At 50.3% G+C, this 21,511-nt stretch carries 22 protein-coding genes and 1 tRNA gene; 7 read left to right on the forward strand and 16 right to left on the reverse strand.

Going from position 1 to position 21,511, the window contains the following annotated elements; translation table 11 throughout:
* Positions 1-172: 172 nt before the first annotated feature.
* The 10 genes from ACFQ2T_RS00805 to guaB all read right to left on the reverse strand — a co-directional run bounded on the left by ACFQ2T_RS00805 (position 173) and on the right by guaB (position 10,410).
* Positions 173-263 (reverse strand) — tRNA-Ser (locus ACFQ2T_RS00805).
* Between the two features lie 75 nt (positions 264-338).
* Complete coding sequence (locus ACFQ2T_RS00810) at positions 339-1,721, reverse strand: ATP-binding protein (RefSeq protein ID WP_379029178.1); 1,383 nt, start codon at positions 1,719-1,721, stop codon at positions 339-341.
* Positions 1,722-1,734: 13 nt separating this feature from the next.
* The gene (locus ACFQ2T_RS00815) at positions 1,735-2,496 is read right to left on the reverse strand and encodes a response regulator (protein WP_379029181.1); all 762 of its coding nucleotides are present in this window, start codon (positions 2,494-2,496) and stop codon (positions 1,735-1,737) included.
* An 81-nt stretch (positions 2,497-2,577) separates the two neighbouring features.
* On the reverse strand, positions 2,578-3,072 hold the full coding sequence (locus ACFQ2T_RS00820; RefSeq protein ID WP_379029184.1) for a Spy/CpxP family protein refolding chaperone: 495 nt from the start codon (positions 3,070-3,072) through the stop codon (positions 2,578-2,580).
* A 253-nt stretch (positions 3,073-3,325) separates the two neighbouring features.
* Complete coding sequence (locus tag ACFQ2T_RS00825; protein WP_379029187.1) at positions 3,326-4,921, reverse strand: ABC-F family ATPase; 1,596 nt, start codon at positions 4,919-4,921, stop codon at positions 3,326-3,328.
* 60 nt (positions 4,922-4,981) lie between these two features.
* Positions 4,982-5,587, reverse strand: a complete 606-nt coding sequence (locus ACFQ2T_RS00830; protein WP_379029190.1) for a nitroreductase family protein — start codon at positions 5,585-5,587, stop codon at positions 4,982-4,984.
* A 6-nt stretch (positions 5,588-5,593) separates the two neighbouring features.
* Positions 5,594-6,091 (reverse strand): GreA/GreB family elongation factor, encoded by a 498-nt coding sequence (locus tag ACFQ2T_RS00835; protein ID WP_379029193.1) that lies wholly within the window; start codon positions 6,089-6,091, stop codon positions 5,594-5,596.
* A 71-nt stretch (positions 6,092-6,162) separates the two neighbouring features.
* Entirely contained in the window at positions 6,163-7,182 is a 1,020-nt protein-coding gene (gene trpS, locus ACFQ2T_RS00840; protein ID WP_379029196.1) for a tryptophan--tRNA ligase, read from the reverse strand.
* 44 nt (positions 7,183-7,226) lie between these two features.
* Positions 7,227-8,834, reverse strand: coding sequence for a glutamine-hydrolyzing GMP synthase (gene guaA / locus ACFQ2T_RS00845; RefSeq protein ID WP_379029199.1), 1,608 nt, complete (start codon positions 8,832-8,834; stop codon positions 7,227-7,229).
* Between the two features lie 118 nt (positions 8,835-8,952).
* A complete protein-coding gene (gene guaB / locus ACFQ2T_RS00850; RefSeq protein WP_379029202.1) occupies positions 8,953-10,410 on the reverse strand; it encodes an IMP dehydrogenase in 1,458 nt (485 codons plus the stop codon).
* Positions 10,411-10,579: 169 nt separating this feature from the next.
* Here guaB and ACFQ2T_RS00855 point away from each other — a divergent pair, with 169 nt between their 5' ends.
* The gene (locus tag ACFQ2T_RS00855) at positions 10,580-11,065 is read left to right on the forward strand and encodes a DUF4124 domain-containing protein (protein WP_379033853.1); all 486 of its coding nucleotides are present in this window, start codon (positions 10,580-10,582) and stop codon (positions 11,063-11,065) included.
* Positions 11,066-11,082: 17 nt separating this feature from the next.
* Here the strand turns inward: ACFQ2T_RS00855 and ACFQ2T_RS00860 are convergent, their stop codons facing one another.
* Both ACFQ2T_RS00860 and ACFQ2T_RS00865 read right to left on the reverse strand, forming a co-directional pair.
* Entirely contained in the window at positions 11,083-11,436 is a 354-nt protein-coding gene (locus ACFQ2T_RS00860; RefSeq protein WP_379029205.1) for an RnfH family protein, read from the reverse strand.
* 8 nt (positions 11,437-11,444) lie between these two features.
* A complete protein-coding gene (locus tag ACFQ2T_RS00865; protein ID WP_379029208.1) occupies positions 11,445-11,879 on the reverse strand; it encodes a type II toxin-antitoxin system RatA family toxin in 435 nt (144 codons plus the stop codon).
* Positions 11,880-11,926: 47 nt separating this feature from the next.
* On the opposite strand from ACFQ2T_RS00865, the gene smpB reads away from it, so the two are divergent.
* Complete coding sequence (gene smpB, locus ACFQ2T_RS00870; protein WP_379033855.1) at positions 11,927-12,415, forward strand: SsrA-binding protein SmpB; 489 nt, start codon at positions 11,927-11,929, stop codon at positions 12,413-12,415.
* Positions 12,416-12,446: 31 nt separating this feature from the next.
* Here smpB and ACFQ2T_RS00875 read toward each other — a convergent pair whose 3' ends face one another.
* Positions 12,447-13,331: an NAD(P)H-hydrate dehydratase gene (locus ACFQ2T_RS00875; RefSeq protein ID WP_379029211.1), complete on the reverse strand. Its 885-nt coding sequence runs from the start codon at positions 13,329-13,331 to the stop codon at positions 12,447-12,449.
* An 87-nt stretch (positions 13,332-13,418) separates the two neighbouring features.
* Between ACFQ2T_RS00875 and ACFQ2T_RS00880 the strand changes: the two genes are divergently transcribed.
* The 4 genes from ACFQ2T_RS00880 to ftsB all read left to right on the forward strand — a co-directional run bounded on the left by ACFQ2T_RS00880 (position 13,419) and on the right by ftsB (position 17,686).
* The gene (locus ACFQ2T_RS00880; protein ID WP_379029213.1) at positions 13,419-15,056 is read left to right on the forward strand and encodes a CTP synthase; all 1,638 of its coding nucleotides are present in this window, start codon (positions 13,419-13,421) and stop codon (positions 15,054-15,056) included.
* Positions 15,057-15,074: 18 nt separating this feature from the next.
* Positions 15,075-15,914, forward strand: coding sequence for a 3-deoxy-8-phosphooctulonate synthase (gene kdsA, locus ACFQ2T_RS00885; RefSeq protein ID WP_379029216.1), 840 nt, complete (start codon positions 15,075-15,077; stop codon positions 15,912-15,914).
* Between the two features lie 67 nt (positions 15,915-15,981).
* Positions 15,982-17,268: a phosphopyruvate hydratase gene (gene eno / locus ACFQ2T_RS00890; protein ID WP_379029219.1), complete on the forward strand. Its 1,287-nt coding sequence runs from the start codon at positions 15,982-15,984 to the stop codon at positions 17,266-17,268.
* A 43-nt stretch (positions 17,269-17,311) separates the two neighbouring features.
* Positions 17,312-17,686 (forward strand): cell division protein FtsB, encoded by a 375-nt coding sequence (ftsB, locus tag ACFQ2T_RS00895; protein ID WP_379029222.1) that lies wholly within the window; start codon positions 17,312-17,314, stop codon positions 17,684-17,686.
* A 66-nt stretch (positions 17,687-17,752) separates the two neighbouring features.
* On the opposite strand, the gene ygfZ is transcribed toward ftsB, so the two are convergent.
* Positions 17,753-18,757 (reverse strand): CAF17-like 4Fe-4S cluster assembly/insertion protein YgfZ, encoded by a 1,005-nt coding sequence (ygfZ, locus tag ACFQ2T_RS00900; protein ID WP_379029225.1) that lies wholly within the window; start codon positions 18,755-18,757, stop codon positions 17,753-17,755.
* A 57-nt stretch (positions 18,758-18,814) separates the two neighbouring features.
* Between ygfZ and ACFQ2T_RS00905 the strand changes: the two genes are divergently transcribed.
* Complete coding sequence (locus ACFQ2T_RS00905) at positions 18,815-19,315, forward strand: hypothetical protein (RefSeq protein WP_379029228.1); 501 nt, start codon at positions 18,815-18,817, stop codon at positions 19,313-19,315.
* Positions 19,316-19,325: 10 nt separating this feature from the next.
* Here the strand turns inward: ACFQ2T_RS00905 and ACFQ2T_RS00910 are convergent, their stop codons facing one another.
* Positions 19,326-20,360 (reverse strand): VWA domain-containing protein, encoded by a 1,035-nt coding sequence (locus ACFQ2T_RS00910; RefSeq protein ID WP_379029231.1) that lies wholly within the window; start codon positions 20,358-20,360, stop codon positions 19,326-19,328.
* Positions 20,361-20,473: 113 nt separating this feature from the next.
* Positions 20,474-21,502 (reverse strand): vWA domain-containing protein, encoded by a 1,029-nt coding sequence (locus tag ACFQ2T_RS00915; RefSeq protein ID WP_379029233.1) that lies wholly within the window; start codon positions 21,500-21,502, stop codon positions 20,474-20,476.
* Positions 21,503-21,511 lie beyond the last annotated feature (9 nt).

The raw sequence follows: 21,511 nt of genomic DNA on the forward strand, positions 1-21,511 counted from the left end.
GATTTTAATGTGTTAATAATTAGAGGTGGGCTGGAGTGTAACTGAAGGGGTAATCATATGGATTTTTTTGCGCACTGTAATACCTCAAGTGTAACAATTATATGTAACACTTGAAGCATCTATCTATATGAGTCTATTGATTATTTTTTAATTCAATCACTTAGGAACCTGCTGGCGGAGAAGGAGGGATTCGAACCCTCGATACGCTTTCACGTATGCCTGATTTCGAGTCAGGTACATTCAACCAGCTCTGCCACTTCTCCGTTTTTTCGCAGCAATATAATGACTGGAAAGGGCGCTAGTCTACACCTTGCTGACCAGCGGATTCAAGTGCTGGCTCAGTTCAAAGGCAAGTCGATTTGAACCACTAATCCAGATGCCGGTGCCAGTTTATTGCTCAAGGTCATGCTGCCGCCGTGCTTTTCAACGATCATGCGCGCAATAGACAATCCTAAGCCCGTACCACCAGTATGGCGTGAGCGGGAATCTTCCAGCCTTCTGAAAGGTTCCAGAACGTTATCCAGCTCTTGTGCCGGAATACCCTGGCCTTCGTCCGAGATAGTGCACAGCACTCGAGACTCTTTCACCTGGATAGTGAGCGTAGGCGATTGTGCATAATGAATTGCATTATTCAGCACGTTGTTCAGGCCGCGCGTGAGCAGGTGTGCCGAGCCCATGATGGTGATAGCTTCGTCGGGCAGAATTTTATGGATAGCATGACCGGCTTCTTCAAAGTCATCACATACTGCGGTCGCCAGGGCGATGAGGTCTACACGGTTTTTATCCACGCTCTCGCTGCACAGCCGCGCAAAATCCAGGCCTTCGCGCACCATTTCCTGTGTCGCGGTCAGGTCATTGACCAGGCTTTGCTTGAGTTCGGCGTCTTTGACTTTCTCCAGGCGCAAGCGTAGACGGGTCAGCGGCGTTTGCAGGTCATGTGCAATCGCGCCAAGGATAAAGCCACGTTCCTGCACATGTTTGAGGATACTGCGCTGCATTTCATTAAAAGCTTTGGCAGCATGGCGTACTTCAGTCGAGCCCTGATTTTCCGGCAAAGGCGGGTTTTCTATGTTGCGCGCCAGTTGCAGGGCGGCGTTTGCAAGTTTGCGTAATGGTTGCGTTGCTACTGAGGCAACCACCCAGATAATGCTGATCAGCCCCAGTAACGCCAGCACAAAGGCCAACGGATTACGCTCAGGCGGGTGACCCGGAGGTGGCCGGTGTCCGCCATATCGTAGCTGGATCAGTACCGGTGTGTTGTCCTGCAGATGCGTATATACCGCCAGGCAATAGCCAGGTTGAGGCGGTGGCGGCGGGCCAAAGTCACGTGGCGGTTCAGGCGGACGGTTACGTGAACTACAGCGGCCCTGGGAGGTGATGCTGATCACATCGGCAATTTCCGGTACCAGCAGGGTATTCAGGTTTTCGAGTTCTGCCGGTAGGGCAGGCGCGTTTTTTGGCGGCACGGCGCCCAGCTTTAAACTGCTGCCCATGCGTTTGAATACATCCTGGATTTCGGAGCGCTTTTCGGGCACGGTGATTTCCAGGATACGGATCATGCTTTCAATGCGGTCAAACGCAAACTGGTCGCGCAGGCGTGATTCATTGACGCGCGAATCGCGCTGGCCGAGCACATTGACGACGGTGGCGGTGAGCAGGATGCCGATCACGGCTATCAGGAAAATCCTGACTGACATGGCCCCTAGCAGGTTTTTCAACATATCTTCAGGTCCCTTATTTCAGATAGCGCACATCGGCAGTGAGCAAATAGCCTTCATTGCGCAGGGTCTTGATCACGGTGGGATTTTTGCTATCGACTTCTACTTTTTGCCGGATTCTGCTGATCTGCAAATCGATAGACCGGTCGAAAGGTCCGGCTTCACGGCCATGCATTTCTTCCATCAACTGGTCACGGCTGAGCGGACGGTTGGCGTGCAGCAGCATAAAGCGCAAGAACTTGAATTCTGCGTTGGAGAGGGGAATGCTGGTGTTGAATTTATCAATCAGCGTGCGGTTCTGGATATCCAGCGTCCATTCGTTAAAAGCAATCTGGCGCAAAATGCCGTTATCTAGTTCTTCTGAATGCTTGCCAGCAGTTTCTGCCACCATGCGGCTGCGGCGTACTACACTGCGGATGCGCGACAGCAATTCCAGCGGCTCAAACGGTTTGGCAACATAATCATCGGCGCCGGTTTCCAGGCCCATGATGGTATCCAGCGAGCTGGTGCGTGCAGTCAGCATAATGATGGGGATGCTGTGGTATTTGGGCGATTCACGCAGTTCACGGCATAGCTCTATGCCATTACGCTGCGGCATGTTGATATCCAGGATGACGACATCCGGTATCTTTTGTTGCAGGACCTGCCACATTTGCGCATGATTGGCGGCCTGATGAGTGCTCAGCTGGTTTTCCTGCAGGAAATCGCAGAGCAGATCACGGATCGCATCATCATCGTCTACCACCAGAACATGGATATCGTGGCTGGTTTCTGTCATCGCTGGTTATCTCTATGAGTTGAAGTAAATATTTGAGCACAAAACCGGCCATTCAGGCCGGTTTATAGTCATCAGCTACGATTATGACTGCGGTTTATCATGGTGTGGTTTGTCATGCTGCGGGCCACCATGATCGTGACCACGTCCGCCATGGTGAGGATGCGGGAACGCATTCTCATCAAATACTTTTTTCTGCGAGTCGTTCAGTTGCGCATAGAAAGTGCGGATCGCTTTTGAGCGTTGCGCATGTTCAGCATCACGTTCTTTGCCCAGCGCTTCCATTTTGTCCAGGCGCTGCACGGTGTTCAGCTTTTCCAGAGCAGCGACGTCAGGGTGTTCAGCTTTGTCTTTAGGTTTGATTTGTGATTTATATGTGTTCCAGGCACTTTCCTGAGCGGCAGTCAGTTGCAGAACTGTGTGCAATCTTTCCTGATGCTTTTCAAAATGTTCTGCGCGGTGCTCTTGCCAGGTTGTTTTGTCGAACTTGCCTTTACCGCAGGTAGGGCCATGATCTGCAAAGGCAGTCATGGATACCAAAGCCAAAGTACTTGCGATAGCCAATTGTTTTAATTTCATGATGTATCCTTTTCAATCATCATTGCGAAATTGCAATGTTGACATTAAAACACCCGAATGTATCGGGTGTTTGTCGGGAAGGCTGGGCTATGTATCGGAATGTATCGCAGTAATCCGGATAGAGAAGTGAGCGAGCGAGATGAGATACGAGGCGTACGGAGCACAGAAACCGGAATGTACATCAAGTACATGAGGATTTCGAGCACCGCACAACGAAGTAGGTCGCTCGCGCAGTCACTTATCACGTGATTACTTAGGCTATGCCTTGGCTGGCTAGATAGTCCTCATAATTGCCCGTGAAATCTACAATGCCATCAGCCTTGATTTCAATAATACGGGTAGCAATCGAGCTGACAAATTCACGGTCATGGCTGACAAAGAATAATGTTCCTTTGTATTTATCCAGCGCAGTGTTCAGCGCTTCAATGGATTCCATATCCATATGGTTGGTCGGCTCGTCCATCAATAACACATTGGTTTTCGCCAGCATCAGCTTGCCATACAGCATGCGGCCTTTTTCACCACCGGAAAGCACTTTGACTGACTTCTTGGTCGCTTCGGTAGGGAACAGCAAACGGCCCAGCATACTGCGCACGGTGTTGTCATCGTCACCCTGCTGGCGTTGTGCCGTCATCCATTCAAACAGGTCTTCCCCCTTTTCGAACTCGTATTCATGGTCTTGCGCAAAATAACCGAGGTTGGCTTTTTCTGCCCATTTCACTTCACCATGTTTGGCCTGTAAGTCACCAGCCAGGCAGCGCAGGAAAGTGGTTTTACCTATGCCGTTCTCACCAATAATGGCCACTTTTTCACCGGCTTCAAACATCATTTCAACGCCGTTGAATAAGGGTTTATCAAAACCATGACTGAGTTTTTTCAGTTCTACCGCGTTGCGGTGCAGTTTTTCGCGCTCGTCATATTCAAAGCGGATAAACGGATACTGGCGGCTGGAGGGCTTGAATTCTTCCACCTTGATTTTATCGATCTGCTTGGCGCGGCTGGTGGCCTGTTTGGCTTTAGACGCGTTGGCCGAGAAGCGGCGCACAAAGTCCTGCAGATCGGCAATCTGCTGTTTGGCTTTGGCGTTGTCTTTGGCCTGCTGGTTACGTGCAGCAATGCTGGCTTCCATGTAATCGTCGTAGTTACCTGGGTATGAGGTGATTTTGCCGTAATCCATGTCACAGGTATGCGTACAGACCTGGTTCAGGAAGTGTCTGTCATGCGAAATGATGACCATGGTGCAGTCACGGTTGTTGACGATGTCTTCCAGCCAGCGAATGGTGTTGATATCCAGGTTGTTGGTCGGTTCATCGAGCAGCAATACGTCCGGATTCGCGAACAGGGCCTGTACCAGCAATACGCGCAGTTTCCAGCCTGGCGCAACCGCGCTCATCGGGCCGGTGTGCTGCTCAATAGGAATGCCTACGCCTAGCAGTAATTCACCAGCACGCGCTTCAGCCGTGTAACCGTCATATTCTGCGAATTCACCTTCGAGTTCGGCGGCGCGCATGTAATCATCTTCAGTCGCTTCCAGATTGGCGTAAATCGCATCACGCTCCTGCATCGCTTTCCACATCTGTTCGTGGCCCATCATCACGACGTCCAGCACACGCTGGTCTTCGTAGGCGAACTGGTCCTGTTTCAGGAAAGCCATACGCTCATTGGGGTCCAGGCTGACATTGCCGCTGGTAGGTTCCAGTACGCCAGCCAGGATCTTCATAAAGGTAGATTTACCGCAACCGTTGGCACCGATCAGGCCGTAACGGTTACCGTCGCCGAATTTAACGGAAACGTTTTCAAACAGTGGCTTGGAACCAAACTGCATGGTGATATTGTTTGCAACTAACATGCAAGAACTCTCAAAAAATAGTTAATTAAGGCTGCGCTCTTTATTCAAAGTCACGCAAAATTATTCAAAGCGGTTGTAAATGACGACTTCATTAAGTGGCAGTTGCCCGCTACGCGGCTTGGCAGCTTCCAGTGGCTTGCCAACCACGACGAACATGACCGGTACATGGTCGGCAGGCAGGTTAATCAGTTTACCAACGGCGTCAAAATCAAAGCCATCCATAGGGCAGGTGTCATAGCCCATTTCCTTTGCTGCCAGCATCAAAGTCATGGCTGCCATACCGCCAGAGCGCATGCCTTCATCGCGCTCGGCCTGCGCATGATCAGTGTAATAGTCATGAATAGCCTTTACCAAGTAATCACTTGCTTGCTTGGGCGCATTGACCCAATAACGTGCCGGGTCTTTTTCCCAGGCTTTAAGGTCGGCAGTCAAAATAATCAGCAACGAAGCATCAGTCACCTGTGTCTGGTTCCAGCTCACGGCACGTATCTGGTGACGAAGCACCGGGTCAGTCACCACTACAAAGCGCCAGTGCTGGATATTGAATGCAGTCGGGGAGAGCATCGCCAGCGACATCAGTTGCTCAATCTCCGCTTCTGTCATCCGATGGCTGGGGTCGTAGCTTTTGACAGAACGCCGTTCGTTTATAGCTTGTGATACTTTCATTATTCTTCAATACTCAATCTTTAAAATATCTAATTGCAAAGGGCCAGCCGGGCGTTGCCAGGTGGAGCTATCGCCAACTTTACGGCCCAGTAATGCTTTAGCCAGCGGCGAGACATAGCTGACTTTGTGCTGGGCGATATCGGCTTCATCTTCACCGACTATCTGGAACTGCTGCTGCTCACCGTCTTCATCTTCTACCGTGACCTTAGCGCCAAACAACACGGTATGTTGTGGCTGCTGCTCTGGTGTAACCAGTTGAACCGATTCCAGCCTGGCCACAAAATAACGCAAATCGCGGTCTATCTCTGCCAGTTTTTGTTGCGCATTGGTATCTTCCTTGCGCCTGGTGTATTCAACGCGCTCACTTTCAAGCGTTTTAGCGCTTTGTTGTAACTGCTGCAGGCCGTTTGGAGTCACATAATTTGCATGCGGACTGACAGGGCGTTCCGGCAAGTCAGTGCCAGCTCGCTCAAGGTCGTCTTCCTTTACGAATCCGCGACTCATGCTTAATGTGTAATCGTTTCCTGTTTGTTGGAGTAATTAAAATAGGTTAACCCTAAAAATTAGGTTAACCCTTAGAAATAAGTTAAACCGAGTGCAGCTCGCACTTCACTCATGGTTTGTGCTGCCACTTCGCGTGCCTGCTCGGTGCCTTCACGCAGCAACTGCAAAATATAGCCTTTATCTTCAGCCAGTTCGGCACGGCGGGTGCGGATAGGTTCCAGCATTTCCTGCAATACCGCTTCCAGGCGCTTTTTAACGATGCTGTCTGCCAGGCCACCACGCGTGTAATGCGCTTTCAGTTCGGCCACGGTGGCTTTGTCGGTGTCAAACGCATCCAGGTAGGTAAAAGCAATATTGCCTTCTACATGGCCAGGATCTTCAATTTTCAAATGTAGCGGATCGGTATAGACTTTTTTCACTGCCTTGCTGATCTCATCAGCAGTCGCGCCAAGGTTAATCACATTGCCCAATGATTTACTCATTTTGGCTTTGCCGTCAATGCCCGGCAAACGGCCCAGTTCCGGCACCAGGGCTTTGGTTTCCACCAGGATTTCCTGCTTGGTGCTGGCATTTTTATATGTACGGTTAAAGCGGCGCACGATTTCATTCGTTTGCTCAATCATCGGAATCTGGTCTTCACCTACTGGTACCAGTGTCGCCTTAAATGCAGTGATATCAGCCGCCTGGCTGACAGGGTAGGTGAGGAAACCGGCCGGAATATCGCGCTCAAAATCACGCAGGCGGATTTCCTCTTTCACGGTCGGGTTTCTTTCCAGGCGCGCGACGGTGACCAGGTTCAGGTAGTAAAATGCCAGTTCAGTCAGTTCTGGCACCTGAGACTGGATAAAAATAGTTGAAAGCTTGGGGTCTATACCCACCGCCAGGTAATCCAGCGCCACTTCGACCACGTTACGGTGCACTTTATCAATATCATCCATATTGTCGGTCAGCGCCTGTGCGTCAGCCAGCATTACATATTGCTTGTATTCGTGCTGGTATTTCACGCGGGTGCGCAAACTGCCGACAAAATGCCCCAGATGCAAAGGTCCGGTTGGGCGGTCGCCAGTGAGGATAATCGGTTTTGTGCTCATCGTCTTGTTCTCTGTTTAATATGAGATCGAATCAAAGTTAAAGGTTATTCCCACTCGATAGTGGCCGGTGGCTTGCCGGAAATATCGTAGACCACACGGTTGATACCGCGCACTTCGTTAATAATCCGGTTAGATACTTTGCCCAGCAGGCTATAAGGTAATTCTGCCCAGTGAGCAGTCATAAAGTCACTGGTGACCACTGCGCGCAAGGCCACTACATAGTCATAAGTACGGCCATCGCCCATCACGCCTACTGATTTGACCGGCAGGAACACGGTGAATGCCTGGCTGGTCAGGTCATACCAGGTTTTGCCGGATTTCTCGTCTACGGTATTGCGTAACTCTTCTATGAAAATGGCATCTGCACGTTGCAACAATAATGCAAACTCCGCTTTCACCTCACCCAGAATGCGCACGCCCAGGCCAGGGCCGGGGAAAGGGTGTCTGTAGACCATGTCGCGCGGCAAGCCCAAGGCTACACCCAGTTCACGCACTTCATCCTTGAACAGGTCACGCAGAGGTTCCAGCAATTTCAGTCCCAACTGCTCAGGTAAGCCACCGACGTTGTGGTGGCTCTTGATGGTGACTGCTTTTTTCGATTTGGCGCCGCCGGATTCAATCACATCCGGATAAATCGTGCCTTGTGCCAGGAAAGTGGCACCTTTATGACCGGCACCGCTGGCTTTCAGCTTGGCAGCTTCAGCCTTGAATACTTCTACAAACTCGCCACCAATGATCTTGCGTTTGGCTTCAGGGTCACTGACACCGGCCAGTTTGCCCATGAATTGTTCACTGGCATCGACACGGATCACATTGGCATGCAGGCGGCCGGCAAACATTTCCATCACCATATCGCCTTCGTTCAGGCGTAACAGGCCATGGTCAACAAATACACAGGTCAGCTGGTCGCCGATCGCGCGGTGTATCAACGCGGCGGCCACGGAGGAATCCACACCGCCGGACAAACCTAAAATGACTTCTTCATTACCGACTTGTGCCTTGATATTGGCTACCGCTTCGGCGATATAGTCGCCCATGACCCAGTCTGGTTTCGCACTACAGATTTCTAGTACAAAACGCTCAAGCATGGCCTGGCCTTGTTTGGTATGCGTCACTTCCGGGTGGAACTGCACTGCGTAGAACTTGCGGTCTTCGTCTGCCATCGCTGCAATCGGTGTCGTGTCATTGCTGGCAATGACTTTAAATCCGCCTGGCAATTCGGTGACTTTATCGCCATGGCTCATCCACACATCAATCAGCCCATGGCCTTCAGCATTAGTCGCATCCTGGATATCGCGGAACAGGGCAGAGTGACCGCGGGCGCGTACTTGCGCGTAGCCAAACTCACGTTTATGCCCGGCTTCTACCTTGCCACCCAGTTGTTGCGCCATGGTTTGCATGCCGTAACAGATGCCAAGCACCGGAATGCCCAGTTCAAACGCGGCTTGCGGCGCTTTGTCGGTTTCTTCTTCATACACGCTGGCATGACTGCCGCTAAGAATGATGCCATCTGCGCCAAAGTTGCGCACAAAGTCATCAGACACATCACAGGGATGAATTTCACAATATACGTGGGCTTCGCGGACACGGCGGGCGATCAGCTGCGTTACTTGCGAACCGAAATCAAGAATAAGGATTTTTGAGTGAGACATTTTTTTAGCCACAGAGTGCACAGAGGACACAGAGGGTTCAGAGAAAAGTCTCTGTGTCCTCTGTGTCCTCTGTGGCCAGGTTTAGTTTAAACAGTTAGATTTAATCAATACGCAAGATTTAATCAATACGATAGTTCGGTGCTTCTTTAGTAATTTGCACATCGTGCACATGCGATTCGTGCATGCCGGCACTGGTGATCTGTACGAATTCGGCTTTGCTGCGCATGTCTTCAATCGTGGAGCATCCGACATAACCCATGGAGGCGCGCAGCCCACCCATCAGTTGATGCACAACCGCCAGTACGCTGCCTTTGTAAGGTACACGGCCTTCAATGCCTTCCGGAACCAGTTTGTCAGCATTAGAGGTTTCCTGGAAATAGCGGTCAGAAGACCCTTTTTGCATGGCACCGATGGAACCCATGCCTCGATATGACTTGTAAGAACGCCCCTGATATAACTCGACTTCACCCGGTGCTTCTTCAGTGCCTGCAAACATGCCGCCCAGCATGACGCTATTGGCCCCGGCTGCAATTGCTTTGGAAATATCACCTGAGAAACGGATGCCGCCATCGGCAATAAATGGTACGCCGGATTTTTCCAGTGCCTTGGCCACATTGCTGATGGCAGTGATTTGCGGTACGCCTACACCGGCCACGATACGCGTGGTACAAATGGAGCCTGGGCCTATGCCGACTTTGACGCAATCGGCACCATGGTCTACTAGTGCCAAAGCGGCATCGGCAGTCGCGATGTTGCCACCAATGACTTGCAAGTTGGGATAGCGGGTTTTAGCCCATTTCACGCGATCCAGCACGCCTTGGGAGTGGCCGTGTGCGGTATCGACAACAATCGCATCGACACCGGCTTCAACCAGCGCTGCGATACGTTCATCAGTGCCATCACCTACACCTACCGCAGCGCCAACCAGCAAACGGCCTTTTTCATCTTTACAGGCGAGCGGGTGGTCGGTGGATTTTTGAATGTCTTTGACTGTGATCAGGCCTTTAAGCTCATATTGCTCGCCAATCACCAGCAGGCGTTCCAGTCTATGCTTGTGCAGCAGGCCCATGATTTCTTCACGGCTGGCGCCTTCACGTACAGTCACCAGGCGGTCTTGCGAGGTCATGACATTGCTGACAGCCTGGTCTAAATTCGTTTCAAAACGCAAATCACGGTTGGTGACAATACCGACCACTTTGCCATCTTGTAATACGGGTAAACCTGAAATTTTATGGTGCTTGGTGAGCTCAATTACTTCACGCACGGTCATTGCCGGGTGTATGGTCACCGGATCAATCACGACACCAGATTCAAAGCGTTTAACGCGGGAGACGCGTGAAGCCTGCATCTCGACCGACATATTCTTATGAATAATGCCCATGCCGCCTAGCTGTGCCAGGGCAATTGCCATGCGGGCTTCCGTCACGGTATCCATGGCGGCAGAAAGTAGTGGGATATTAAGTGTGATGTTTTTTGTAAGTTTTGTGCGCAGGCTTACATCACGAGGCATCACTGTAGAATGGGCTGGAACGAGTAAAACGTCGTCAAAGGTTAGAGCTTGTTGCAACAAACGCATGAGGAATCCTTATCTCCAAAATATAATTATACCGATTTCGTTTTGCCTTGACAAAGCGTTTTGCATTTTTGACTGCGAAATCGGCACTCTCTGGCATGGTTTATGCATGGCTATTTCGGATGGTGGGCATGGGCACATACTGTTGAGGCGGGAATTAAACGTGAGATTAATGGAAGTGATTCGGAATATTGTATTGATCGCATGCATGTTGCAGATGTCCGCGCACGCCGAGATTTACAAGTGGCGCGACGCAAAAGGCGTAATGAATTATTCGGATGTCCCGCCCCCGGCAGGCAAGCAAAATGTCAAGGAGATCAAAGCCACCAAGGTCTCTAACGAATATCCGCTTACCCGCGCCGATGCTTATAAAGAGGATGCGCAGCAAGTTGCAGCAGAAAAAGAAACTGCCGATGGAAAAGGTCAGAAAAAACAACCGATGTCGGATGAAGCTGCAGCTGTTGCCAAGGCTGCAGAAACGCGTATGAAAGCACAGAACTGTGCGGCAGCACGTTCGAATTACCGTAATTATGCAGTGGGTGGGCGTATGCAAACGGTGAATGAAGTAGGAGAAAAAGAGTATTTAAGCGATGAGCAGATTCGCGAAAACCTGGCGCGTGCCCAGTTTGAGATTGACGAAAATTGTCCAGTTGAGTAACGCTGACCTTTGAGTTGTTATCTGCTTTTACGTTTTTGCTGACCACTTTTGGCAGCCTGGCTCTTTTCAGTAACCGTGTTTTTAATCGCAGCTCTCAGTCTGCGCGCTGCTTTAGGGTCAGCGATTAATGGCCTGTAAATCTCAACCCGGTCCAAAGGCTGTAATGCCGCATCGCGGTGAACTACTTTTCCAAATATACCAATCTTGCAATGCTCAATTGCTATTTCAGGAAACTCCAGCAACAGCCCTGAATGTTGAATGGCTTGCAGTGCAGTCGTCTTGGTTGGGACAGTGATAGCCATCAGCCACTGTTTTTGTGGCAGTGCATAAGCGACTTCCACTGTCATCATGTCCGAAAGCGCTTCACTCATATATCAATTTACCTGGAATACAGTTTGTTTGCCTGCTTCACAAAGCTGTCAACAAAGGTGTTGGCAATATGGCTGAATACCGGCGCAATAATGCGTTCAATCAGGCCATTGGCAAACACGTATTCCAGTTTGAACTCGATTTTGCAGGCATCTTCACGCAAGGGAATAAAGTGCCAGTGCCCGGTCAGCTGTTTGAAGGGGCCATCCACCAGCGTGATATCCATCTGATGCGGAAACTGCTTGTGGTTGCGGGTGGTGAAATGCTGGACGATGCCGTGATAACGAATATGGATAGTGGCCTGCGTCACCTGATCTGTACGTTCAATCACATCACTGCCGCCACACCAGGGTAAAAAGCTGGCGTAATCTTCTACCGCATCCACCAGTTGAAACATGGTTTCGCAGGAGTGCATGACCAATACTGTTTTTTCTACTTGAGCCATTATTAACTATAGCGCCGGAACGGAGTTTGGTTTTGGGTTAAAATGCTATTTTAAGTGATTTAAGCCAGCAAGCCAGCTTTATGACCATCGCGCAAAATAAAAAAGCGTTTTTTGACTACTTTATCGAAGAGAAGTACGAGGCCGGTGTGGTGCTCGAAGGCTGGGAAGTCAAAGCCATCCGCGATAACCGCATCAACCTGAAAGAAGCATATGTGGTGATTATGCGTGGCGAAATTTACCTGATAGGTTGCCATGTGACGCCATTAGGTGCCGCCTCTACACATGTACGCCCGGATGCGATCCGTACACGTAAGTTATTGCTGCATAACGAGGAGATCGGCAAGCTGATCGGTAAGGTGGAACGTGCGGGTTACACCATTGTGCCGCTGGATATGCATTTCACCCGTGGCCGTGTAAAAGTCCAGATTGGCCTTGCCAAAGGCAAGAAACAGCATGATAAGCGCGATGTGGAGCGTGAAAAAGACTGGAAACGAGAGCAAAGCCAGTTGCTGAAAAACAAAGTGCGTAGTCGTTAATTCTTTATTTTCTTTGCCTACTCTAATTTTTTCAAGCGGTGAGTTGATGCCACACTTTTGGGATCAATCCCGGCAAATCTTCAGCAATTAATCCCATCCCATAGAGTTTAGCTGCCTCGCTGTGCAGCCATACCGCCGCAGCTGCGGCTTCGAATGATGGCATGCCTTGTGCCAGTAATCCTGTGATCAATCCTGCCAGTACATCACCTGCACCTGCGGTGGCGAGGGTGGCTGGCGCATTTTCATTGACGATGACACGTTCGTCAGGCCCGACAATAATCGTGTTTGCGCCCTTAAGTAAAATATTGGAATTGGTTTGCTTCGCCGCTACCAGTGCCTGGGCAATCCTTTCAGGGAGTTGCACTGCGGGCCGCAAGCCAAACAATTTTTCAAACTCGCCGTCATGTGGTGTCAGCACACATTGCCCAATGATTGCCTTTTTCAGGCTATCCGATTTTCTGGAAAAAGCTGTGAGTGCGTCCGCATCAATCACGACCGGTTTAGCCGTTTGTAACATCGTTAGCGTGGTCTCGCGGGTTTCTTTACTGGCGCCTGCCCCGGGGCCGATCAGGAAAGCACCTATCCTGGGGTCGTGAATGAGTGCATATAAATCTAATGTGCTGGCATAGGGTTTCGCCATGATGCTGAGTAACTGGCTGGCATATATATTTAAAGCCACCGCAGGCACCGCGATCGCCGTGATGCCAGCACCGCTGCGTGCTGCGGCTAACGCTGCCAGCCTGGCTGCGCCCGTTACCGGGTATCCACCCTGAATCATCACATAGCCGCGGCTGTATTTATGGCTATTGCTATCCGGCTGAGGCAATAAGGATTGCCACAGGGCAGGCGAGTTTGACTGATAGTGAGACATGGCTGGATTGTATGCCTGTATGTGTGTATTAGCGAGTTTGTGCAAGATTTTATCCCTTTGCTTCATTGTGGGCGAGGGGGCTTTACGGTAAAATGTTCTCCCGTCTGCAACAAACCTCAAAGTACCTCATCCATGACCAAATATGTATTCGTAACCGGCGGTGTAGTTTCTTCTCTTGGAAAAGGTATCGCAGCGGCTAGTCTGGGCGCTATCCTCGAATCGCGTGGCATTAAAGTGACCATGCTCAAGCTTGACCCTTATATCAACGTAGATCCAGGCACCATGTCGCCATTCCAGCATGGTGAAGTATTCGTCACCGATGACGGTGCGGAAACTGATCTGGATCTCGGACATTACGAGCGTTTTATCAGCAGCAAAATGTCCAAGCGCAACAACTTTACCACCGGCCAGATTTACGAAACTGTGATCAAGAAAGAGCGTCGCGGTGAGTACCTGGGTAAAACCGTACAGGTGATCCCGCACATTACCGATGAAATTAAAGCGCATATCAAACGCGGTGCAGAAGGCGCCGATGTGGCGATTGTTGAAGTCGGAGGTACGGTGGGTGATATCGAGTCCTTGCCTTTCCTGGAAGCGATTCGGCAGATGGGGTTTGAAGAGGGCAGAAACAATGCCTGTTATGTGCATTTGACCTTATTGCCCTGGATTCCGACCGCTGGCGAGTTAAAAACCAAACCTACACAGCACTCGGTGAAGGAACTGCGCGAAATTGGTATCCAGCCGGATATCCTGCTGTGCCGCGCCGAACGTGAAATCCCGGAAGATGAAAAACGCAAAATTGCCTTGTTCACTAACGTGCCGTTCGAAGCGGTGATCAGCGCGATTGATAGTGACTCAATTTACAAAATCCCTGGCTTGCTGCATGAGCAAATGATGGACGAAATCGTCTGTCATAAACTGAATATCCTGGCTAAAGCGGCGGATTTGTCTGCCTGGCAGAAAATCAGCTATGCCGTAGCAAACCCTAAAGCACAAGTGGATATTGCCTTTGTCGGTAAATATGTCGACCTGACCGAATCTTACAAATCATTGACCGAAGCTTTGATACACGCGGGCATACACACTGAGTCTAAAGTCAAGATCCACTATATCGACAGTGAAGATATCGAAAAGTCCGGCACCGATGCCTTAACCAGTATGGATGCTATCCTGATTCCTGGCGGTTTCGGTGTGCGTGGTACTGAAGGCAAGATCAAGGCGATTCAATTTGCGCGTGAAAATAAAGTGCCTTACTTGGGCATCTGTCTGGGCATGCAATTGGCGGTTATCGAGTTTGCACGCAATGTGGCAGGATTCAAGGATGCCAATAGTACCGAATTCAACCCAACGACTGAACACAAGCTGATCGGCCTGATTGATGAGTGGCAGGACGCCACCGGCAAGATTGAAAAACGCGATGAACATTCCGACCTGGGTGGCACAATGCGTCTGGGTGCACAAATCTCGCCGATTGAGCCAAATACTCTGGCAGCAAGCATTTACGGTAGTGAAGTCAACGAGCGCCACCGTCACCGTTACGAAGTCAACAACCATTATGTGGACCAGCTGAAAGCCGCTGGCCTGGTGGTTTCAGCACGTACGCCGCGTGAAGAATTGTGTGAAATGATTGAGTTGCCGCAGACTGAGCATCCCTGGTTTGTGGCGTGCCAGTTCCACCCTGAATTCACTTCCAACCCAAGACACGGGCACCCTTTGTTTAAAGCTTATGTCCAAGCAGCACTGACGCAGAAAAACAAAAGTAACGCCTAAAAGAAAACAAGGAACATCATGAAGTTATGTGGTTTTGAGGTGGGTCTGGAGCATCCCCTGTTCATCATTGCAGGGCCTTGTGTCATTGAGTCCAAGCAAATGGCGATCGATACCGCCGGGCAATTAAAAGAGATGGCGGCACGCGTGGGCGTGCCTTTTATCTATAAATCGTCTTATGACAAAGCGAATCGCAGCTCCACCAAGACTTTCCGTGGCTTTGGTATGGATGAAGGCCTGAGGATACTGGACGAGGTGCGTGCACAATTAAACGTGCCTATCCTGACTGACGTGCATACAGAAGCACAGGTGCCGCATGTGGCCGCCGTAGTCGATGTGCTGCAAACGCCAGCTTTCCTGTGCCGCCAGACAGATTTTATTGTTGCCTGTGCGCAATCCGGTAAGCCGGTCAATATCAAAAAAGGCCAGTTCCTGGCCCCTGGCGATATGAAACAGGTAGTGAATAAAGCCAAAGAGGCTAACGGCGGTGTAGACAACATTATGGTCTGCGAACGTGGGGCTTCATTTGGTTACAACACCCTTGTTTCTGATATGCGTGGCTTGGCTATCATGCGTGAAACCAGTTGCCCGGTGGTGTTTGATGCCACGCATTCTGTACAGCAACCTGGCGGGCAGGGCGAAAAAAGTGGCGGTCAACGTGAGTTCGTGCCGGTATTGGCTCGCGCAGCGGTTGCCAGTGGGATTGCCGGTGTATTTATGGAAACGCACCCTGACCCAAGCCAGGCGCTTTCGGATGGCCCTAACGCTTGGCCATTAGGCAAGATGGAGGATTTACTGCATTTGCTGGTTGACCTGGACAGATTAGTTAAAAAAGCAGGGTTCGCGGAGCAAACGCTTTAAGCCTGCCAGACACAATGCATCGCAGATATTCGTAAAGTTTTAAGTTAAAAAACATAAGGAAAATAGTATGAGCGCAATTGTAGATATTATCGCCCGTGAGATTATGGATTCCCGCGGCAACCCGACCGTTGAAGTCGATGTGTTACTTGAAAGTGGTGTCATTGGACGTGCTGCAGTACCTTCAGGCGCCTCTACCGGCACAAAAGAAGCGGTAGAACTGCGTGATGGCGATAAAAGCCGCTATCTGGGCAAAGGTGTATTAACTGCAGTTGAAAATGTAAATACCGAAATCACCGAAGCGATTCTGGGACTGGATGCTGAAGAGCAAAGCTTTATCGACAGGACATTGATCGAGCTGGATGGTACCGAGAACAAAGACCGCCTGGGTGCCAATGCGATTCTGGGTGTTTCCATGGCCTGTGCCCGCGCAGCAGCTGAAGAAAGCGGTTTACCGTTATATCGCTACCTGGGTGGCTCTGCATTTATGCAATTGCCTACCCCTATGATGAACATCATCAACGGTGGGGCGCATGCAGACAACTCTGTGGATATCCAGGAGTTTATGATTGTACCGGCTGGCTTGCCAACTTTCCGTGAAGCTCTACGCGCTGGCGCTGAGATTTTCCATGCCTTGAAGAAAACTCTGCATGACAAAGGCCTGGCTACCACAGTAGGTGACGAAGGTGGTTTTGCACCTAACTTGCCATCTAACGAGTCAGCTTTGCAATTGATTATGGAATCGATCGAAGCCGCCGGTTACGAGCCAGGTAAAGATATCTACCTGGGCCTGGATTGCGCAAGTACCGAGTTCTATAAAGATGGTAAATACCACCTGGAATCAGAAGGCGCTTCATTGAGCTCTGCCGAGTTCAGTGATTATTTGGCGACGCTGGCTGGTAAATACCCAATCATCACCATCGAAGATGGTATGAGCGAGTTCGACTGGGATGGTTGGGATCTGTTGACCAAGCGCCTGGGTAAAACCACGCAGTTGGTCGGTGATGACTTGTTCGTGACCAACCCGAAAATCCTGCGCGAAGGTATCCAGAAAGGTGCAGCTAACTCTGTGCTGATCAAAGTGAACCAGATCGGTACCCTGACTGAGACTTTCCAGACGATCGAGATGGCTAAGCGTGCTAACTACACCGCTGTAGTTTCACATCGTTCCGGTGAGACAGAAGATACGACGATTGCGGATATCTCAGTCGCTACAAATGCCTTGCAGATCAAAACCGGTTCATTGTGCCGTTCAGAGCGCGTAGCTAAATATAACCAGTTACTGCGGATTGAAGAAGAGTTGGGCGACGCGACTAGCTACGCTGGTTTGTCAGCGTTTTACCAGTTGTTCAAGTAATCAAGCCTGATAACGCATCTAGGCCGATGTGCGCAAACTGACTATGATCTTCATTGTCCTGATTGCCCTGCTGCAATATCCATTGTGGCTGGGCAAGGGCAGTTGGTCCCGCGTCTGGCGATATTCGCAACAGATTGAGGCGCACGAAAAACGCAATGATTATTACCGGCAACGGAATGAAACATTGCGTGCTGAAGTGCGCGACTTGAAACAAGGCCAATCAGCGGTGGAAGAGCGTGCGCGCAGCGAACTGGGCATGATCAAGCAGGACGAAGTGTTCTACCAGGTAATGCAGCGCAAGAACCCTAATCCTGCCGCACCAGCCAGTGTCATCACTGCCACGCCACCTAAGGATACAGTCATGCCTGTTGCGCCAGCGTCTGCTGCTCCAGCCACTTCGCCCGCAGTATCAGACTGATCTCTTATATAGTCACAAAAAAATAATGGCGCTTAAAGCGCCATTATTTTTTAACAGTGAATGAAATCAAGCCAGCGTATACGGCAGCTCTGAAAAAACTAATTCATATTCCTGCCAGTAAATACTGCCTGCAGACTGGGCTTCCAATCTGCATTCTGCCAGCAGCGACCAGCCGCCTTGTTTGTTCGGTGCAACACGCACTAACTGGCCTGCTTCCTGCTGCTTAGCATCAAGCACTGGGTCGCCAACTTGAGGTGCAGTCTCTGTGTCAGGTAAGGTCGCCAGGAGTGTGCGGCGTTTTACTTTGCCCAGGTAATGCGTACGCGCCACAATCTCCTGGCCGGTATAGCAACCTTTTTTGAAGTTGATGCCGTTCAATGCATCCAGGTTCACCATTTGTGGCACGAATTGTTCCTGGGTTGCTTTATATACCTGCGGAATACCTGCCTGTATCTCCAGCGCATCCCATTGCTGGCTATCGGTAGGATTGAAAGTGGCCGCTAGAGTTGTCCACGCTTGTTCTGCCTGAGCAATAGCGATGATTAGCTGCGCTCGCTGTTTTCCGTGGCTGTCTGGCAATCTAATCAGGGTGCCGAATGGCGTTTGGCTGCTTTGATGCGCATGCAGAGGCAGGTGTTGAATATTCGCTGCCGAATCCGCACTTGCCAGTCCAAGGATGACAAACTGCTCACTGACATCCTCTACCACCACTTTGCTGCGCATGACGAACATGCGCAAGCGTTTGACCAATTCCGGAATCAGCGTACGCGGGCATTGCAGATAGATAATTTCATTGATACTGAAGGCATAAAACAGTGCCAGCAAACGGCCTTTTGCCGTACAGTAGCCGGTGAATTGCGCAGCTTCCTGCACCAGTTTGATATCATTGGTAAACTGTCCTTGCAGAAACGTCAGCGCATCATCGCCGCTGACAGCGATCAGGCCATTGCTGGACAGGTCGAATAACTGACCGGACGCAGGTGCATCCGGTGTAATAAAAGCAGCTTCACCCGAGTCGTTAAATTGAGCACTTTGTGAGATTAAGAACTGTTGCCATGTTGCGCTGGACATAAAGACCTTCCTGTGGAGTGCGAGTGATGTGGAATCAATCGACTTCGTGCAGACGTGATGAAAAAACCTATTTTACCAACTGAAATTGTATTGCGCTTTCATCCTTCTAAATTTTTATGGGGGTGGTGGCTGGTTTTTTCAATGGCGGTGCTGTTGAGCCTTTGGGTTTCTTTGCCTGTGATATGGACGATCGCAGGGACTGTCATCTATGTAGTCACCTGTGCCTGGCAATGGACACAACTGGTCGCTACCCGCTGGAAATTTAGTCCGCTAATACTGCATGTTGATGTGTTTGGCGAGATGACAGTAACCAATATGTCAGGTCAACGCTGGCATATCAAAGTGTTACCGGATAGTGTTGTCCATCATTCGCTGATGGTGTTGCATATCGACTATCTGGAATTGCAGCCGGAAGCTTTGGATGAAGAGATGACTCTGTCTGGCGACAGGCTGTGGCGATGGCTGCGACCAACCCGCCTGCTGATCTTGTTTGACCAAGCGGATACAGCCTCACAAAAAGCTTTACGTGTTTGGCTAAGCTGGGGCCTGCGCGAATAAATTGTTGATATTATTGAAAATGATTGTCGTGCGCGACCGAGTCACTGCGTGAAAAAAATCTGGATTTCACCTGTTTGCGATATAGCCCGAAGGTATGTTTGAACTGGCGTATCGACTCCCGGTGCAGGCTGGTTGCCAGCAAACATATGCCTGCAAGGGTAGACAGTATCCAGGCGATAGAAAAGGGTACGACTTCATGGCGCGGTGATTTGCTTGATTGTATGGCCTGCAACACCTCGTAGGTGTCATCACCGTTGATATATTCTGCACCTATTTCCTGGGCCAGTTTTTGCAGGTAAGGACCGTCACGTTTCGAAATAAAGCGGTCATAATCTGAAAGCGCAACACTGTCATCGCGACCACTGCTTTTGCTGGCAGTCACCTGGGCGATGTTAGGCTGTACTGCAAAGCTTTCGTTCGACCAGTAACCTATCATCTGGTTATCTTCCGTGAGTTTTGGAATGCCTGTGCCTTTTTCAGACCCGATGCCGACAAAGAACCAGCCGTCCGCACCCTGAAAATCCTTGAGGTTGCGGGTATTGAACGCATGCAGCAATGGTGCCTCATCGCCATCGGTAAAATATACCGCGGTGGTGGCTTCCGGCATTTGGCGCAGTAGTTTTGCTGTGATCACCAGGCTTTCACGTAACTGGCTGTTGCCAGTCCAGGCCATGCGCCAATCAAGATGGTCTATGGTTTCATGAATCGCAGAAAAATGCTGGCAGACCTGCAGCGGCGTATACAGTGCCGCCACGGCATCACCGGCGAACAGGCCTATGCTGAGGCGGGTGTGACAGGGTAGCTGGGCCACTATCTCATGCATCATGCGTTTGGTGTAGTCCAAACGGCTGATTGTGCGACCATTCAGCGACATGTCCTTGGCGTTCATGCTCTGGGTGACGTCAGCGATCAGGAAATAGGTATGTACGTTACGTTTGATCGGAACAGTGGGAACCAGGATAGCCCCGAGTAAACAGAGTAAAGCCAATGCGAGCAAGAGGGTGTCGCGATGTTTGAGCCAATACTTAAGCCAGTGATTTTTCATGGTCCTTATCCAGGAAATAAGGAGTAAGTCTCTGCGACTTATTCCGTATTTCTTTCATGATGTGCCTGCATCACTGGCCTAGGATGTCCGAGGTAAATCAGGCGTTAACAAAGTTATTGAAAATGGTTGTCGTGCGCGATCGCCTCACTGCGTGTAAATAGCCTGGACCTGATCTCATGATGGTAAATCTTCAGGTTTTGTTTTATCTGGCGTAATGGGTGACGGCTGGCGTAAGTACCAACAATACATAAACCGCCCAAGGTGGCGAATAACCAGCCAAGTGGCAGTGGGGCAATATCGCGGCGCGCAGGTTTTTGGGCTTTCATGGCCTGTATCACAGTGTAGCTGCTATCACCTTTAATAAACTTGGCGCCGATTTCCTGCGCCAGGCTTTGCATGTATTCAGCGGCCATCTTGGATATATAGCGGTCATTTTCACCGGCGATGTTGTCATCGCGCACGCCGAGGGTACTTTCAGAAATCTGCGCAATCCCTGGTTGCATCGCAAAGCTCTCGTTAGACCAATAACCAATCACCTGGTTATCTTCGCTGAGTTTGGGGATAGCATCGCCTTCTTCTGATCCGATGCCGACAAAAATCCAGTCGTCCCCACCTTGAAACTCTTCCAGGTTTTTCGTATTGAAAGCATGCAGTCTGGGCGCTTCTTCGCCATCAGTGAAATAGACTACTTGCGAAGCTTCAGACATGCCGCGAACCACTTTAGCGGTCACTAACAGGCTTTCACGCAGGCGGCTGTTGCCTGACCATGCCATACGCCAATCGAGGTGGTCTATCGTATCCTGGATGGCGGCAAAGTTCTGGCAGATTTCAATCGGCGAATACATGGCGGCGACCGAGTTACCGGCAAACAGCCCGATGCTTACTTTGGTGCCGCAGGGCAGGGAGCCTACCACTTCATGCATCATGTTCTGCATATAGGCAAGACGCGTTACTTTCTTGCCGCGGATGACCATGTCCTTGGTATTCATACTCTGCGAAATATCCGCTACCAGAAAGTAAGTGTAGATATTGTGCTTGAACGGAATGCTGGGGCGCAAAATAGCGCCCAGCAGGAATAGCAGCGCCAACCCCAGCAGGACTGAATCGCGATGTTTGATAAATCTTCTGAGCCAGATATGCATACTTTTCAG

Source organism: Methylophilus flavus (assembly GCF_042678905.1).
Lineage (GTDB): Bacteria > Pseudomonadota > Gammaproteobacteria > Burkholderiales > Methylophilaceae > Methylophilus > Methylophilus flavus.

Excerpts from the sequence above, each read along its gene's own strand:
- ACFQ2T_RS00915 (WP_379029233.1), bottom strand. The coding sequence starts at position 21,502 with ATGCATATCTGGCTCAGAAGATTTATCAAACATCGCGATTCAGTCCTG.
- ftsB (WP_379029222.1), top strand. The coding sequence starts at position 17,312 with ATGATCTTCATTGTCCTGATTGCCCTGCTGCAATATCCATTGTGGCTG.
- ACFQ2T_RS00865 (WP_379029208.1), bottom strand. The coding sequence starts at position 11,879 with ATGGCTCAAGTAGAAAAAACAGTATTGGTCATGCACTCCTGCGAAACC.
- guaA (WP_379029199.1), bottom strand. The coding sequence starts at position 8,834 with ATGTCTCACTCAAAAATCCTTATTCTTGATTTCGGTTCGCAAGTAACG.
- ACFQ2T_RS00810 (WP_379029178.1), bottom strand. The coding sequence starts at position 1,721 with ATGTTGAAAAACCTGCTAGGGGCCATGTCAGTCAGGATTTTCCTGATA.
- kdsA (WP_379029216.1), top strand. The coding sequence starts at position 15,075 with ATGAAGTTATGTGGTTTTGAGGTGGGTCTGGAGCATCCCCTGTTCATC.
- ACFQ2T_RS00880 (WP_379029213.1), top strand. The coding sequence starts at position 13,419 with ATGACCAAATATGTATTCGTAACCGGCGGTGTAGTTTCTTCTCTTGGA.
- trpS (WP_379029196.1), bottom strand. The coding sequence starts at position 7,182 with ATGAGCACAAAACCGATTATCCTCACTGGCGACCGCCCAACCGGACCT.
- ACFQ2T_RS00830 (WP_379029190.1), bottom strand. The coding sequence starts at position 5,587 with ATGAAAGTATCACAAGCTATAAACGAACGGCGTTCTGTCAAAAGCTAC.
- ACFQ2T_RS00855 (WP_379033853.1), top strand. The coding sequence starts at position 10,580 with ATGGAAGTGATTCGGAATATTGTATTGATCGCATGCATGTTGCAGATG.
- ACFQ2T_RS00820 (WP_379029184.1), bottom strand. The coding sequence starts at position 3,072 with ATGAAATTAAAACAATTGGCTATCGCAAGTACTTTGGCTTTGGTATCC.
- guaB (WP_379029202.1), bottom strand. The coding sequence starts at position 10,410 with ATGCGTTTGTTGCAACAAGCTCTAACCTTTGACGACGTTTTACTCGTT.
- ygfZ (WP_379029225.1), bottom strand. The coding sequence starts at position 18,757 with ATGTCCAGCGCAACATGGCAACAGTTCTTAATCTCACAAAGTGCTCAA.
- ACFQ2T_RS00815 (WP_379029181.1), bottom strand. The coding sequence starts at position 2,496 with ATGACAGAAACCAGCCACGATATCCATGTTCTGGTGGTAGACGATGAT.
- ACFQ2T_RS00835 (WP_379029193.1), bottom strand. The coding sequence starts at position 6,091 with ATGAGTCGCGGATTCGTAAAGGAAGACGACCTTGAGCGAGCTGGCACT.
- ACFQ2T_RS00905 (WP_379029228.1), top strand. The coding sequence starts at position 18,815 with ATGAAAAAACCTATTTTACCAACTGAAATTGTATTGCGCTTTCATCCT.
- ACFQ2T_RS00910 (WP_379029231.1), bottom strand. The coding sequence starts at position 20,360 with ATGAAAAATCACTGGCTTAAGTATTGGCTCAAACATCGCGACACCCTC.
- eno (WP_379029219.1), top strand. The coding sequence starts at position 15,982 with ATGAGCGCAATTGTAGATATTATCGCCCGTGAGATTATGGATTCCCGC.
- ACFQ2T_RS00825 (WP_379029187.1), bottom strand. The coding sequence starts at position 4,921 with ATGTTAGTTGCAAACAATATCACCATGCAGTTTGGTTCCAAGCCACTG.
- ACFQ2T_RS00860 (WP_379029205.1), bottom strand. The coding sequence starts at position 11,436 with ATGAGTGAAGCGCTTTCGGACATGATGACAGTGGAAGTCGCTTATGCA.